The following is a 14,489-nucleotide window of genomic DNA, read 5'->3' on the forward strand; positions in this document are numbered from 1 at the left end:
CTAAGGCAGCACGCCTTCGAGAAGTTCCCCGATGCGATGCCGTTCCCACACATTCAGCAGGTTCGACAGCATCTGCAGGGGCGCGCGCACGCTTTCGTCGTCCCTGATGCGCGGATCCTTGCGGGTGCGCGGCACGGCGTCGAATCGCTTGCGGATCAAGGCCGGTACGTCCAACAGCCAGGTGACCCCCATCGCGGCCGCATACAGCAGCATGTGCCGGCGCAACCGCTCTGTATCGAGGTGGGGTCCGCCGCAGCCCTCGAATTCCGAGACGAACAGGTGCAGCAGTTCGTCGAGATGGGTGTCCCACATATCGGTTTCGGCACCGGACATCGCTCCCCATAGGGCCATGCCCAGGTTCATCTGGCTGACGCATCCCCAGTCCATCAGGCCGCAACACAAGGCGCCGCCACCGTCTCGCCAGAACCACGCGTTATCGATGTTGGCGTTCCAGTGGCACAGCGCGACATAGTCGGCGTCGTCGGCCAGTTGGCGTGCGACCGCGTGCTCGTGGTGCGCGAATCGTGGCACCTCGGCGCGCAGGCGTGCGATGAACTCCGGTGAGCCGGCAGCCGCCGGCAGCAGCCCGGGATGGGTTTGCGCGAATTCGGCTAGTTGGTTCACCCGCCGTTCCAGCTTCTCCGTGGACAGCGGCGCTCGCTCCCCCACCGTCGCGGCCTGCACGTCCACGGGAAAGGGCGCGGTCAGTTCTGCCGGCAGCCGGCCGGAGCGATGCGTGCCGGCCAGGCGCGCCAGCGCGGTCAGCAGCGCGCGGTAGTGCTCTAGCGGTTGGGGCATCTCGTAGTCGAGGCACTTGTGATGTTGGCGCTCGATCCCGTTGCCGCCGAAGTTGATTCGCTCGGTGATCAGTATTCCGGTTCCGGTCGGGCGGTGGTAGTCGGCGAATTGCGGGCTGGGCACCTCGATGGGGAATTCGGGGGCGCGTGACAGTAAGGCGAAGCGGACTTCGGGTTCCATCTGGGTCTTGCCCCGGTCTCGCACCGGATTGTCGAGATCGCGGGAGAACTTGACGAACAGATCGGCGTGCAGATCCGGTGCGGGATGGTCATATTCGACCGACAGCGCAACCTTGCGTCCAGTGCTGCCGCCGTTGATCTCGCGGTAGCCACTGATGCGAGCGACGCTGTTGTCGCCCAGTATGCCCGAGGCCCGAAACGCCTTGGTGAGGAACGGCGCTCCACCACTGAGCAAGGTCGCGGGGTCGGCCGGGATGGGCAACCCGTGTTGATCGCCGACCACCCAATGTGACGTCACACCGCTACCAGGTCTGTTCGGCGGCGCGCACCAGCATGTGGTTCACCGCGACCCGTCGGTCGCGGGTGACCATGAACAGGACCGCGTCGGCGATGTCCCCGGGCCGCAGCATGACCATGCCAGACGTCTGCTTTTCGAAGGCTTCCCGTGATGATTCGGCCAGGTGGCTGAAGATTTCGGTATCGACCGTTCCGGGCCCCACCACGCCGACGCGCACCCGCTTGCCGAGCACCTCCTGGCGGATGCCTTCGCTGAACGCGTTCACGCCGAACTTGGTCAGCGAATACACGGCGGTGTTGGGCCGGGCCACCCACCCGGCGGTGGAACTGATGGTGACCAGGTCCGCCACGCCGCGTGGCGAGTCGGCGGCGGCATCGATCAGGTGCGGAAGCGCCGCGCGGGTCGCATAGAGGACGCCCCGCACGTTGACGGCCACCATGTTGTCCCAGTCCTGCAGCCGCGCTTCGGTTGCGGGCGCCGACTGCATCAGGCCGGCGTTGTTCACCAGGGTGTCGAGGCGCCCGAACTCCTCGACGGTGCGCTGTACGGCGGCCGCCACCTGGCCGGCATCGGTGACGTCGGCGGGGACGACGAGCGCTGTGCCACCGGCGGATTCGATCTCGGCCTTCAGCTGCGCCAGCCGGTCGCCGCGGCGCGCGAGGAGGCCCACCGCAGCACCCTCGGCGGCCAGCGCTTTGGCCGTCGCCGCCCCGATGCCGCTGCTGGCGCCGGTCACCAGGGCCGCGGTGTGCGCCAATGTCGTCATGATCCGCCCGTCGGTTGCGATCCGGCCGCCGGTGCCGGCGAGCGCAGTATCTCGTGTAGAACGTAGTCGGTGTCCTCGCCCAGGTCGGGTGCGCCGCGCGCGATCCGCGCCGGGTTGCGCGCCAGCCGCCAGGACGGTCCCAGCACCGGACGCTGACCCTCGCGGTGATCCGAGACGAAACGATACAGCTCGCGGTCCCAGAGTTGTTGATCGCCAATCACATCGATGGCGGTGGCGCTCTTGGCGGCCGGCACTCCCGCCGCCCGCAGGCGACGCGCCAGCTCCTCGGCATCGAGAGTGCGGCTCAGCGCCGCAAGATCGGCGTCGAGCGCGTCGACGTGTGCGCGCCGGCCGTCCACGGTGGCATAGCGGGGGTCGCCCGCCAGTGATGCGGCACCGAGCGCGTCGCACAACCGTTGCCATTCGGTATCGTTCGCGACGGCCACGCTGACCCACGCACCGTCGGCGCAGGGATAGCAGCCGTGCGGGCACATGTCGGGGTGGTTGTTGCCGTCGGGCCCGAGGCGTCGCCCGCTGAGGCTGTGTTCGAGCAGGCAGTCCCCGATCATCGAGGACAGGGATTCGACGGCCGATACGTCGACGAATTGCCCCGCGCCACTGAGTTCGCGGTGCAGCAGCGCCACCAGGGCGGCGTAGGCGGCCGCCGCGCCGACCGTGGAATCCCCGTAGCGCATGCTGGTTCCGAGCGGGGGCCCACCGGGATAGCCGACCAGCGGCGCCAGGCCGGCCAGCGCGGCGAAGCACGGCGCGTAGCCGGTCTGATGCCCCAGCGGCCCGTCGTTGCCCCACATTTTGATCGAGACCGAGATGATGTCGGGTTTGATCTCTTTGAGCTGGTGATACCCCAGACCCTGGCGTTCCATCGCGCCCGGGCGCAGGTTGTTGATGACGATATCGCTGCGGGCGATCAGCTCACGCAGTTGCGCCATGCCCTCGGCCGACTTGATATCGATGTCCACGCTCAAGATCTCGGGATTGATGCTCAGAAAGAACGGCGCGTGGTTGATGTCGGTGCCGCCGTAGGCGCGCATCTCCTCGGGCTGCGTCGCGGTTTCGACCTTGATCACCTCGGCGCCCAATAGCGCCAGCAATTTACCGGTGTACGGGCCGGCCCACACCTTGGTGAGCTCGACGACGCGGACCCCTTCCAGGGGGCCGCCGCGCGGGCGCTTCGGCGGCTTCAGCTGCGCGGACCGCGCCACCGGCGAGGCGTGCGGGGCGTCGAGACTGTCCAGGACCCACCCGCTGTGCTGGCCGAGAGCGGAAGCCGCGGAGGTGATTTCGGCCGGGGATGCGCTGAGCAGGTACGGCACCGTGGGGTATGACGCATCCCCCAACACGGGATGGCTGACGTCGGAAAAGAAACCGCGGTGGCGGTACTGCGGCGAGTGGTGCAGATCGGCGGCGTCGTTGACGGGCACCAGCGGAACGCCCAGGCGCTGGGCCTGCTCGGCCGCCGCCTCCTTGGACAGGTCGCGGACCCACCGCGCGAAACCCTGCTGGAAGGTGGCGACCTTTTCCGGAGTGACCGAGAACTCCAGCCAGTCGTCGTCGAAGTCCTCGAGCCAGACCGGGCGACCCATCAGCTGCTTGATGCCGAGCCAGTGGGCGCGGTTGGTCATGTACAGGTAGACGAAGCCGTCGGCGCAGGGGAAAAACGACGCCGGGCCCTGCTGGTCGTAGTCGTCGCGGGCGCCGGGGGCGGGGACTTCGCCGCTGATCAGCCGTCCGAGAATGCAATCGGCGCGCGAGACCAGCACCGCATGCTGGGAAACGTCGATGGCCTCACCCCGGCCGGTGTGCAGGCGCCCGAACAACGCCGCTGTGACGCACAGCGCCGCCTCCAGCCCCGCTTCGTAGTCGGTCAGAAACCGGCCCGGCCCCCGCAGCGGCGGCCTGGTGGGGTCCGGGTGGCTGGGAGTGTGATATCCCCAGCCACTGGCGTGGAAGACGTTGATGCTCTTCGCATTCACGTATTCGGCCGGGGCTCCCAGACCGAACGGCGTGATCGAGCAAGCCACCACACTCGGGTGCCTCCGCGCCCAATCCGCATCGCCGTCGTCGATGACCGCGTCGGCGCTGGCGACGAGCTTATCCACGACATCGGCTTGCACGGTGGTGTCGAGAACGACGGACCGCTTGTTCGTGTTGAGGTACGCGAACAACGCACTGCCTTCGGGGCCGTCGGCAAGGCGGGGCGCCATGGCCCGAGTCGGGCTTCCGCGCCCCGGCGCCTCGACCTTGATCACCTCGGCGCCGAAGTCGGCCAGCAGCTTTCCGCAGTACTCCCCTGCGACCGACCCCGCCAGCTCGACGACCCTGAAGGCCGTCAGCGCCGACATGCGCACCCTCGCAAAGCGGTCAGGGCTTCGCGCGGCCGGAGCGACTCAGCCGCCACTCCGGCGGGAAGTTCATGTCGTTGTCCTTCACCACGTTGTTCAGGCCCTTCTCGAAGGTGCCCGCGGTCAGGTCGACCTCTTGTGCGTCATTGGCGATCATCGGCAGCATGCCCTCGACCATGCCGGTCAGCAGGCTGCCGAAGTACTCACCCTTGTGCTGCTTGTAGAGCTCCAGGAAGGTCTTCTGCACGGCGACGGTGTCGGTCGGGCGGGTCTTCGAGCACGCCAGCGCGTACTTGAGGGTCTCGTCTTCCAGCTTGTCACGGGGCACCACGCTGTTGACGAAGCCGCAGTCGTACATCTCCTTCGCACTGAACGGCCTTCCCGTGAAAAGCATTTCGGAGAACTTGCGCAGGCCCATCGTCTCGGCCCACCACCACAGCCGGGGCCCCCAGCCCACGTAGCGGAATGCCGGGTGGCCGAAGAGGGCGTCGTCGGAGGAGATCACCAGGTCGGCGTCGCCTGCCTGGTAGAAGTGCCAGCCGTAGCAGTAGCCCTTGGCCTCGATGATGCTGATCTTCCGAAGTTCTTGCAGCGGACGGTTTCCGGCGCGCGCTTTGGCGTAGAAGTCGGTGACGGTGGACAGGTAGCGGTACGAGCCACCGGGCGGGTACTTGACGTCGTCATCGTTGATGGCGAGCTCGTGCAGCAGCGGCATGCCCGGGTTCTCCAGCATCCCGCGCTGTTCGGGCAGGTCCCCGCCGCTACCGAAGTCCTCGCCCTCGCCGCGGATCACGACGACCTTGACGTCGTCGTCGACGTTGCACTTGTGGATCAGATCAGCGTAGTTCTGCCGCATCCCCAGCGTGGTGGAGTTCTGCGCGTCGGGACGGTCGAAGGTGATGTAGGCGATGCGGTTCTTCTTGTCCTTTTCGAACTTGATGTACTGCTCGGCTTCCTTCTTCATCTCTTCGTAGTCGTATTCAGGCATAGTGTTCTTCTTTCAGTTGATTCGGTTAGCGCCTATTTGAGCAGTGCGCCCGCGTCGACGGGCAGCGAAACCCCGGTGACATAACGAGATTCATCGGAGGCGAGGAACAGGACGGCATTGCTGATGTCAACCGCTTCCACCCAGGGCACCGGCATGGTGTGCGTCATCTGCGAGAACGGGGCGAAATCCTCCGGCCCGGGGTTTTCCAGGTCGGGTCGAAACAGCCGGAACGTCACCTCGTTGATCGTCATCGGCGTGTTGACCTGGCTGGGGTGTACCGAGTTGACCCGAATATGGTGTTCGCCCAGTTCGACGGCGAAGGCTCTCATCAGGCCCAAAACGCCGTGTTTTGCGGCGATGTAGTGGCCGGTGTAGGCCATGGCCTTGTGCGATCCGACAGAACCGGTCAGCACGATGGAGCCGCCGCGTGCGCCGGCGATAATATGTGGCACACCTGCTTTCACGGTGTGCCACACGCCGGAAAGGTTCACGTCGATCATGTCCCGCCAGATGTTCTCGCGGATCTTGTGCAGCTTGTTGCCGAAGGTGCCGATGCCCGCGTTGGCGACGATGATATCGAGGCGCCCGAGTTGTTCCACCCCGCTGTCCACGGCGGCCTTCAGCGCGTCGTAGTCGCGGACATCGACCTGCGCGGTCACGATGCGGCGGTCGAGACCCTTGACCAGATCGGCGGTTTCGTCGAGGTCTTCCGGCGTCGAGTGGGGATATGCCAGGTTCTCGATCGGCCCGCAGACGTCGATCGCGATGATGTCGGCGCCCTCTTGCGCCAGACGCACGGCGTGACTGCGGCCCTGCCCGCGGGCGGCACCGCTGATGAAAGCTACCTTCCCTTCTACCCGCCCATTCACCCGACTTGTCATCGTGACACCAGCGCCGGCATGCACTCCCAGCCCCGCACCGTGGAGGTCGGGCTGAGGGTGGCCCTGCTCAGGTCCACCTCCCACTCGGGGAATCGCTTCAGAATCTCTTCCAGGGCGACGCGGCCCTCCAGGCGCGCCAGCGCCGAGCCCAGGCAGAAGTGCGTGCCCATGCTGAAGGTGAGATGCGGACGGACCGCCCGGTGGATGTTGAATTCGCCTGCGTCGGGCCCGAACTGGGCCTCGTCACGGCACGCCGATCCGATCAGCATCATCATCACGCTGCCCTCCGGCACCGTTTGGTCGTGCACGCTGACGTCGCGGGTCACATACCGGGACACGTGGGGGGCCGGTGGCTCGTAGCGTAAGAGCTCTTCGATGGCCTGCGGGATGAGGGCGGGATTCTCGACGAGGTCGCGGCGCTGGTCGGGGTGCTCGGCGAGAACCTTTCCGGACCAACCGATCAGCCGCGTTGTCGTTTCGTTGCCGGCTCCGGCGACGACGTTGAGGTAGACGAGTATCTCTTCGCGGGACAGCCGCCGGGTGGTGCCGGTTTCGTCGACGAACTCGACGTTGAGAAGTTCGGTCATGATGTCGTCGGACGGATGCTCGGCGCGCCAGTCGATGTACGCCTCGAACTGCTCACCCACGGACAGACCGTGCTGGGCGGCGTCCATGGGCTTGCCGGCCTCGGTGCGCAGCTGGGCGTTGCCCCGATCGCGGATGTACTCCTGGTCGTCTTCGGGGATGCCGAGCAACATGCTGATGACCTTCATCGGCATCTGCGCACCCAGGTCGGTGACGAAGTCGAAGTGGCCCGAGCCCACCAGCGGATCCAGGAGTTGAGCGCAGAAGTCGCGGATCATCGGCTCGAGGGCGGCGATCCTGCGCGGGGTGAACATCCGCGACAGCAGTTTGCGGTGCACGTCGTGAATCGGCGGGTCTTCGAAGATCAACATGCCCGACGGGATTTCGAGGTTGGCCTTGATCAGCTCCAGGATCGCGCCCCGCGCGGAGCTGTAGGTCTCGTGATCCACGAGCGCCTTGCTGACATCGGCGTAGCGGCTCACCGCGTAGAAGTCGAATTCGGCGTTGTAGTAGAGCGGCGCCTCTTCGCGCAACCGCGCGAACATCGGATACGGGTCGGCGATCAGCCCGACATCGTATGGATCGAAACGAACATGGCTGTCGGTGCTCGCCGTCACGAAACCCCTCCTACCGCTGCAGTTTTAGATTCCCGCATTACCGGCACCAGGGCTCGCGCTGCCGGCGTTGCAACGCTGGATCCGGTCCGGGCAATTTACACACTCCGCTTAATTGCGTCACTCTGGACATGTGCACAAATTCGGCTGAAACGACGCGTGAACGTCGGCTCACTCTATTCTCGTAGAGAACCATACAGCGGGCGCCCCGGCAAGGGCCAGAGATCCGCGCGCCGTCTTCGGTCGGTGCCCTCATCGGGATCCGGCCGCCCCGCGACGCAGCACCCGCAGACCGCCGGCCTGGGTGAGCCGCCCCTTGTCCGAACTCTTCAAGATCCCGGCCGCGATCGCCGACAGGACCCCATCGAGCTGTTCGGGACTGTCGACGATCCGGTCGCCATGGGCGAAGCGCTGCAGCAGGCCGTTGATGAAGGTCAGCGTGACGTTGCTCAGATCCTCCACGACCGCCGGATCCAGCTCCGCGCCGTGCGGCATCAGCTGCACGAGGATTTCCCGGTGCAACTTGGTGAACTCGTCGGTGGCCTGCTGCAGGATCGCGGCCAGCGCGGGGTCGCGGGTGGCCTGCATGGTCAGCTCGTATCGGGCCCTGGTCCGGTACAGCTGCGGGTCGCTGCCGGCTTGGATGACGACCTGCGACAGCCGCGAGGGTGCGGGAGCCGTACCGCCGGCATCGGAGCTGTCCGCGATTGCCTGCAGCTCGGCGAGGTCGAGTTCGGCCGAACGCTCGGCGACCGCCCGCAGCAGCGCCGACCGGGTGCGGAAATAGAAGGAGGTCGTGCCGTCCGGCACGCCCACCTTGCGGTCCACCTTCAAATGACTGAGCCCCTTGGCCCCGTCATCGGCCAACAATCGAATCGCCGCATCGCATAGCTCGCGGCGGCGCTCGGCGGGATTAGGCTTTCGTCGTTTGTCCATTGTCATTCCGGACCGCGACACTACTCTATATTCGTAGTGTCGGTAAAGGATAGCGTCTTTCGAGGCGTCGGCGCATCGCCTGCCGGTAACGCCGGCCGCTCCGGCAGACCTCCCGTCGGGGGCCGCGCCGCAGGGCACGAAAGAAACTGCGGTGCAAGAGTTCCGAGGATTCCACGAATTCTTGAGTAGAGTGTGTTCGGATGATTTCCCGTCGAATTCGCGTGAGAAACGGCGTCGCCCGCGAATCGCGCAAGTCCTCACGACTGGCGCGTTAGACCCGCTGGTGGAACGGCACCCCGATTGGGCGCCTTCGCGCTCAACACCGACGACAACGAACGGACGACCCTGCCGCCGGAGCGTTGTCCAGTTTAGAGTCAGCGGATGGGGCAGGTAACAGACCGCTGGCGTGCCGCTCGGGTGGCATCGGCGTTGTACAACAGGGCTGTAATGCATGACAGCGTCGCTGCGGTGGGCGCAAAGGCATTGTGGGGGCTGGCGTTACATGAACTCCTGGAAGAGGTTCAGCGTGTCGGTGAAGCTCCCGCTGGCGCCCATGTACTCGACATCCCGTGCGGTGGAGGCTTTGCCTTCCGCGGCTTGCGCCCTGAGCAGGATTGCCGCTACGTGGCCGCCGACATTTCCGCCGACATGCTAAGGAGGGCGCGCAGCCGGGCGACTCAGTTGGGCACGGCCGACCCGATTGAGTTCACCGAGGCTGACATCACAGATCTGCCCTTCCAAGACAACACCTTTGACCTGGCATTGACTTTCAACGGTCTGCATTGTCTTCCTGACCCGCAAGCGGCGGTAGTCGAGCTCGCCCGCGTGCTCAAGCCGGGTGGGATGCTTCGCGGGAGCACGTGTGTGCGTGGTCGCGGCTGGCGCCAGGATCGTTTTGTGACGGCGTTGCAGGCGGCGGGCTTTTTTGGAAATACGCCCAAGGCCGGTGATGTGCAGCGCTGGCTCAGGGATGCGGGACTCGAAGTCTTGGTTGCGCGGCACAGTGGTTCGGTGGAGCTGTTTGAGGCCCTTCGACCCAGCGCGTGATCGAGAAGCAGGCTGCAACCGCGCAGGTGGTTGTCTCGACCGTTAACGCCCCAGCATAGGTGGCAACCGGCTATCCGAGGTCGGTGTCGAACACGGAGATGGGTTCGAGGATCACGCCGGTCTCCTCGACGTAGCGATCCCACAGCGCCACCAGCTCGGCCAGCTTGTCGGGATGCGAAGCGGCCAGGTCGTCGATCTCGCCGGGGTCGGAAGCCAAATCGTAGAGCTGCCAGTCGCCCGGGCCGTACGGCGCCGGCAGGTGCAGCGCCTTCCAGTCACCCTGGCGAATGGCGCGGCGACCGAACAGCTCCCAGCCGGTTCCGGTGTCGTCGCCGTGCACGGTCTCCGCTGCGCCCGTCAGATACTCCACCAGTGAGCGACCGCGCATGGGCGCCACCTCGCGGCCGCGGTAGGACGTGCCCGGGTGCGCGGTGCCGGCCAGCTCCAACAGGGTGGGTGCGATGTCCATGACGGTGCTGAACGCGGTGCCGATCTGCCGTTGGCGGGCAAAGCCCGGCCAGGTGACGAAGCCCGTCACGCGGATCCCACCCTGGGTGGTGAAGGCCTTGTGCAGGCGCGACGGCGCCGTGGCGGCCTGCGCCCAGCGCGGGCCGTACCAGATGAAGGAGGTGGGCCGGCCGAGGTTGTCGAGGCTGTTGTCGCAATGCTTTTCGATCTGCGCGGCGATTTGCGGACCGCGCAGCGGCATGGCCTCCACGATCGCACCCTCGGCACCGTTGTCGGACAGGAAGATGACGACGGTGTCGTCGAGTTCACCGCTCGCCGACAAGTAGTCGATCACCCGCCCGACGTTGTGGTCCATCCGGTCCACCATCCCGGCGTAGACCTCCATGCTGCGCGCCGAGCGCGCGCGCTGCTCGTCGGTCATGTCGGCCCACTCCGGGGCACCGTCGGCCACCACCGGGTGCGCGGCGACATCGGGCGGGCACAGGCCGAGCCGCTTGAGCGCCGCCAGGCGTTCCGCACGCAGCGCGTCCGGACCGTCGTCGTAGCGGCCGCGGTATTTCGCGATGGATTCGTCGGGCGCCTGCAATGGCCAGTGCGGCGCCTGGAACGGCAGATAGGCGAAGAAGGGGCGGTCGTCGTCGGGCGCGCGTTCATCCAGGTACCGCAGCAAGGTGTCGGTGTACGAATCCGACGAGTAGAAGTCGTCGCCAATGGTGACGAATTGGTCGTCCTCGGTGTAAAGCGTTGGCACGGGCGAGAATCCGCGCGCCCCCGCCCCTCCGTAGTGGTTGGCGCCGGCGGGCAGCAGGGCGAACGAGCGCTCGAAACCGCGCGCCCACGGCGAAGTCTCGATCGTGGCCCCCAGATGCCATTTGCCCGACATCAGCGTCGAATATCCGGCGTCGCGTAACAGTTCGGGCAACGCGACGACCCGATCGTTCAGATAGCCCTCATAGCCGGGCGCGCCGCGGAATCCCGGGGACGCGACCTCGAGCATCGTCCCGATGCCGGCGATGTGGTGGTCGGTCCCGGTCAGCAGCATGGCCCGGGTCGGTGAGCAGGCCGGCGCCGAATGGAAATCGGTGAGCCGGATCCCGGAGTACGCCAGCCGATCAAGGTTGGGCGTTTCGATCTCGCCGCCAAATGCGCCGATGTCGGAAAATCCGAGGTCGTCTGCGACGATCACGAGGAAATTGGGCCGCTTCACGCTCATGCATCCTGCCAGGTCGGTCGCGACGGTGGAATGCTGGCGCACCGGCGCAACATCGATAGTGTCAAGGCAGGCACTGTCGACGCTCGCGGCACCGGAACATCGAAAGGGCACGGAGATGTTGGCGCAGTTTGAGATGTCCATTCCGCTGGTGGCGGCCCCGATGTCGGGCGGCCCGACCACTCCGGCCATGGTGTCGGCCGCCACCCGCGCGGGCGCTCTGGGCATGCTGGCCGCCGGCTACAAGACCGTGGAGGCCATCGAAGGCGAGATCAAAGCCGTTCGCGCCGAGGGGATCCCATTCGGCATCAACGTGTTCGCACCCAACCCCGTGCCGGTCGACCCGCAGCGCTACCGTGCTTACGCGGCGATCGTTCAGGCCGACGCCGACCGGTTCGGGGTGACGTTGCCGCCGCAGCCCATCGAGGACAACGACGGATTCGACGAAAAAATCGAGCTGCTGCTCGACGATCCGGTTCCGATGGTGTCGTTCACGTTCGGGATTCCGCCGCGCGATGTGATCGCGGCGTTGCGACGGGTCAGAAGCGTCGTGGTCCAGACGGTGACCACGGCCGACGAGGCGGCGCAGGCACACGACGCCGGGGTCGACATGCTCGCCGTGCAGGCCGCGGACGCCGGCGGGCATTCCGCCACCCTGTCGCCGTTGCGGCCAGTGACCCCGGTGCCGATCGTCGACCTCGTCAAGCAGGTCGTGGCGACGGTTCCCCTGCCGGTGATCGCCACCGGCGGGCTCGCCACCCCGGGCGCGGTCGCCGAGGTGATCCGGGCGGGCGCGGCCGCTGCCGCCGTCGGGACCGTGCTGCTGCGCGCCACCGAAAGCGGCGCGTCGGCGACTCACCAGGCGGCGCTCGCCAATCCCGCCTACACCGAGACGGTGCTGACCCGGGCCTTCACCGGCCGCCCGGCCCGCGGCCTGCGCAACGCGTTCATCGACGCCCACGAAGCCGAGGCGCCAACGGGCTATCCCGCCATCCACCACCTGACCAGCCCGTTGCGCAAGGCGGCCGCGGCGGCGGGAAAACCGGACTTCGTACACCTGTGGGCGGGCACCGGTTTTCGGCACGCCGCCGTCGAGCCCGCGACCGACATCCTGCGTCGGCTGGCTTCCGATCTGTGACGGTTCAGTATTCGAAGCGGTTGAGCACGTCGTAGTTGCGCCCGCCCGTCGCCCACGTCACCCGGTAGATCAACCGCACCGCGGCCGACGGGATCTGCTCGTAGCCGGCCAGCGCGGGCGTCTGCTCGAGGAACCGCAGCCGGGGATGCCAGGCCGCGACCTGGCGCGCATCCCGGATGCCCCAGGCGATGATGCCTCTGGTGAGGACCTTGGACAGCAGCGGCGCCAAGGCCGAGAGCGTATCGAAATGCATTTCGCCACCGGGGAATCGGTCGATCAAACGCTGCAGCAGCCGGCGAACTTCCTCCTCGCGCAGGTACATCAGCAGTCCCTCGGCAACGACCAGGGTGGGACGCCCGGTGGGAACTTCGTCCAGCCACTGCGGCTCGGTCACCGACGAGCCGATCATCCGGTACCGCTCGGTGTCGTCGTAGAGGCGTCGTCGTAGGCCGATGACACTGGGCTGGTCGACGTCGAACCACGAAACCGACGGCGGTAGGGTGAGCCGGAACGCTCTGCCGTCGAGGCCGCAACCCAGATGCAGGACGACGGTGTTCCGATGGCGGGCAAGGAAATCGGCACACCAGTCGTCGAACTTCTTGGCGCGCAAGGCGACCAGGTACTGGTTCGAGGCGGGCATCGTACTGCGGCGCATCCGCTTGAAGTCATAGCTGATCCGGTCCACCGCTTCCGCGGCCGCCCTGTCCCCCAGAATCGGCCGTTGCGAACGGCTTTCGCACGCGCGCAGATACAGCGTGACGAGGTTCGTCCATTCCACCGAGCCCCAGGCAACCGAGGTGAAGTCGACCTTGTCCGTCGCAGTCATGGCCGGGTCAGAACGCGTCAGGGTCCTGTTGCACCCCGGCCGGTACCGGGTGTCGATACAAACGAGATGCGTTCTCCCAGCTGAATTTACGGATGACGTCGGACGGCAGATCGCCGATCTGTTCGTGGATGGTTTGTTGGGTGTGCGGCCACGTCGAATCGCAATGAGGGTAGTCGGCTTCGAGCATGATGTTGTCGACACCTATCCGGTCGCGCTGCACGAACGAGGACTTGTCTTCGACCGCGCAGAACCAGAAGTTGCGGATCAGCACCTCGGCGGGGGTCAATCGCTCACCGAGCGCCTGCCAGGTGCCATACATGGCGTGGTAGCTGAGCATGTGGTCGAGGCGGTCGAGCAGCCCCGCCACCCAGCCGATTCCGCCTTCGGACAGACAGATCTTCAGGTCGGGGAACCTGCTTGGCAGTCCCGAATACAACCAGTCGACCGCCGCGGAAATGGCATAGGCGAAAAAGAGCACGCCCTGTACATCCGGTGGCGCGTCCGCGGTGGTGGACGGCGACGATCCCGACGACCCGATGTGCAGATTCACCACGGTGCCGGTCTCGGCGCACGCGGCCATCATCGGATCCCAGTGATCGGTGTGAATGCTCGGCAGTCCGAGCATCGCCGGGTTCTCGCTGAACGTCACGGCGTGAAAGCCACGTTCGGCGTTCTCGTAGATCATCTTCGCGCCGAGTTCCGGGCCGAGCAGCCAGGGCAATTGGCAGGGAATGATGCGGTCGGGATACGAGCCCGCCCAGACATCGAAATGCCAGTCGTTCCAGGCCCGGACGGAGGCCAGCGCCAGGTCGCGGTCGCTGGTCACCTGCTGCAGCCGCTGCCCCGCGAAGCCCGGCAGAAACGAGGGGAAATTGAGCGAGGCGTAGATCCCGTTGAGATCCATATCCTTGACACGCTCATGGATATCCCATGCGCCCCTGCGCATTTCGTCGAATCGGACGGGCTCGAACCCGTACTCCGCCACCGGCCGGCCGACCACCGCGTTGAACCCGACGTTGGGCAGTTCTCGGCCGTCATACACCCAGGTCTGTCCCCCGGTGTCGGTATCGATGACCTTGGGCGCCCGGTCGGCGAACTTTCGGGGCAGGCGACCGGTGAAGGTATCCGGGGGTTCGACGATGTGATCGTCCACCGAGATCACCGTGTAGCGGCGCGGCGCCCGGGGTGGATCCGGCAGCAAGGTGACCGAACGCTGCGCGCCGGTTTTGGCCGTGGTGAAGCTCAGGTCGGTGGCCAGGTCGTCGATCGATTTCACTCGTTAATCTCCTTGCGCGGCCGCGTCATTCAGTGTGACATGACGGCTTTCAGTGTGCGGTGGCGGTGACGTTTGTCGGCGTGTCGCCGCCGTGGGTGCACACTCGACGATGCGGT

12 protein-coding genes are annotated in these 14,489 nt (G+C 66.3%); 2 read left to right on the plus strand and 10 right to left on the minus strand.

Annotated features, from left to right (window positions below):
• From EPN51_RS27055 to EPN51_RS27085, 7 genes are all read right to left on the minus strand, one after another.
• Positions 1-1,260: a hypothetical protein gene (locus tag EPN51_RS27055; protein ID WP_293049023.1), complete on the minus strand. Its 1,260-nt coding sequence runs from the start codon at positions 1,258-1,260 to the stop codon at positions 1-3.
• Between the two features lie 19 nt (positions 1,261-1,279).
• Positions 1,280-2,041 carry an SDR family NAD(P)-dependent oxidoreductase gene (locus EPN51_RS27060; RefSeq protein ID WP_293048951.1) on the minus strand — a complete coding sequence of 254 codons (762 nt, stop codon included), beginning with the start codon at positions 2,039-2,041 and terminating at the stop codon, positions 1,280-1,282.
• Positions 2,038-4,404, minus strand: coding sequence for a CoA transferase (locus EPN51_RS27065; RefSeq protein WP_293048952.1), 2,367 nt, complete (start codon positions 4,402-4,404; stop codon positions 2,038-2,040). The genes EPN51_RS27060 and EPN51_RS27065 overlap by 4 nt, the downstream gene beginning before the upstream one ends.
• A 19-nt stretch (positions 4,405-4,423) precedes the next feature.
• Positions 4,424-5,392, minus strand: a complete 969-nt coding sequence (locus EPN51_RS27070; protein WP_293048953.1) for an enoyl-CoA hydratase/isomerase family protein — start codon at positions 5,390-5,392, stop codon at positions 4,424-4,426.
• Between the two features lie 32 nt (positions 5,393-5,424).
• Complete coding sequence (locus EPN51_RS27075) at positions 5,425-6,261, minus strand: mycofactocin-coupled SDR family oxidoreductase (RefSeq protein WP_293049024.1); 837 nt, start codon at positions 6,259-6,261, stop codon at positions 5,425-5,427.
• Between the two features lie 8 nt (positions 6,262-6,269).
• Positions 6,270-7,475: a cytochrome P450 gene (locus EPN51_RS27080; RefSeq protein WP_293048954.1), complete on the minus strand. Its 1,206-nt coding sequence runs from the start codon at positions 7,473-7,475 to the stop codon at positions 6,270-6,272.
• Between the two features lie 249 nt (positions 7,476-7,724).
• Positions 7,725-8,408: a TetR family transcriptional regulator C-terminal domain-containing protein gene (locus tag EPN51_RS27085; protein WP_293048955.1), complete on the minus strand. Its 684-nt coding sequence runs from the start codon at positions 8,406-8,408 to the stop codon at positions 7,725-7,727.
• 381 nt (positions 8,409-8,789) lie between these two features.
• On the opposite strand from EPN51_RS27085, the gene EPN51_RS27090 reads away from it, so the two are divergent.
• On the plus strand, positions 8,790-9,455 hold the full coding sequence (locus EPN51_RS27090; RefSeq protein ID WP_293048956.1) for a methyltransferase domain-containing protein: 666 nt from the start codon (positions 8,790-8,792) through the stop codon (positions 9,453-9,455).
• 70 nt (positions 9,456-9,525) lie between these two features.
• Here the strand turns inward: EPN51_RS27090 and EPN51_RS27095 are convergent, their stop codons facing one another.
• Entirely contained in the window at positions 9,526-11,130 is a 1,605-nt protein-coding gene (locus EPN51_RS27095; protein ID WP_293049025.1) for an arylsulfatase, read from the minus strand.
• A gap of 121 nt (positions 11,131-11,251) precedes the next feature.
• On the opposite strand from EPN51_RS27095, the gene EPN51_RS27100 reads away from it, so the two are divergent.
• The gene (locus tag EPN51_RS27100; RefSeq protein WP_293048957.1) at positions 11,252-12,271 is read left to right on the plus strand and encodes a nitronate monooxygenase; all 1,020 of its coding nucleotides are present in this window, start codon (positions 11,252-11,254) and stop codon (positions 12,269-12,271) included.
• A 4-nt stretch (positions 12,272-12,275) separates the two neighbouring features.
• On the opposite strand, the gene EPN51_RS27105 is transcribed toward EPN51_RS27100, so the two are convergent.
• Together EPN51_RS27105 and EPN51_RS27110 are read right to left on the minus strand one after the other, a co-directional pair.
• Positions 12,276-13,097, minus strand: a complete 822-nt coding sequence (locus EPN51_RS27105; RefSeq protein ID WP_293048958.1) for a class I SAM-dependent methyltransferase — start codon at positions 13,095-13,097, stop codon at positions 12,276-12,278.
• A gap of 7 nt (positions 13,098-13,104) precedes the next feature.
• Entirely contained in the window at positions 13,105-14,373 is a 1,269-nt protein-coding gene (locus tag EPN51_RS27110) for an amidohydrolase family protein (protein ID WP_293048959.1), read from the minus strand.
• Between the last annotated feature and the right edge of the window lie 116 nt (positions 14,374-14,489).

Origin of the sequence: Mycobacterium sp. (genome assembly GCF_004298145.1) — a bacterium.
In the GTDB taxonomy this organism is placed as follows: Bacteria; Actinomycetota; Actinomycetes; order Mycobacteriales; family Mycobacteriaceae; genus Mycobacterium.

Bases quoted from the DNA above. Each gene is read 5' to 3' on its own strand.
- EPN51_RS27060 (WP_293048951.1), bottom strand. From the start codon at position 2,041: ATGACGACATTGGCGCACACCGCGGCCCTGGTGACCGGCGCCAGCAGC.
- EPN51_RS27065 (WP_293048952.1), bottom strand. From the start codon at position 4,404: ATGTCGGCGCTGACGGCCTTCAGGGTCGTCGAGCTGGCGGGGTCGGTC.
- EPN51_RS27070 (WP_293048953.1), bottom strand. From the start codon at position 5,392: ATGCCTGAATACGACTACGAAGAGATGAAGAAGGAAGCCGAGCAGTAC.
- EPN51_RS27085 (WP_293048955.1), bottom strand. From the start codon at position 8,408: ATGGACAAACGACGAAAGCCTAATCCCGCCGAGCGCCGCCGCGAGCTA.
- EPN51_RS27090 (WP_293048956.1), top strand. From the start codon at position 8,790: ATGGGGCAGGTAACAGACCGCTGGCGTGCCGCTCGGGTGGCATCGGCG.
- EPN51_RS27100 (WP_293048957.1), top strand. From the start codon at position 11,252: ATGTTGGCGCAGTTTGAGATGTCCATTCCGCTGGTGGCGGCCCCGATG.
- EPN51_RS27105 (WP_293048958.1), bottom strand. From the start codon at position 13,097: ATGACTGCGACGGACAAGGTCGACTTCACCTCGGTTGCCTGGGGCTCG.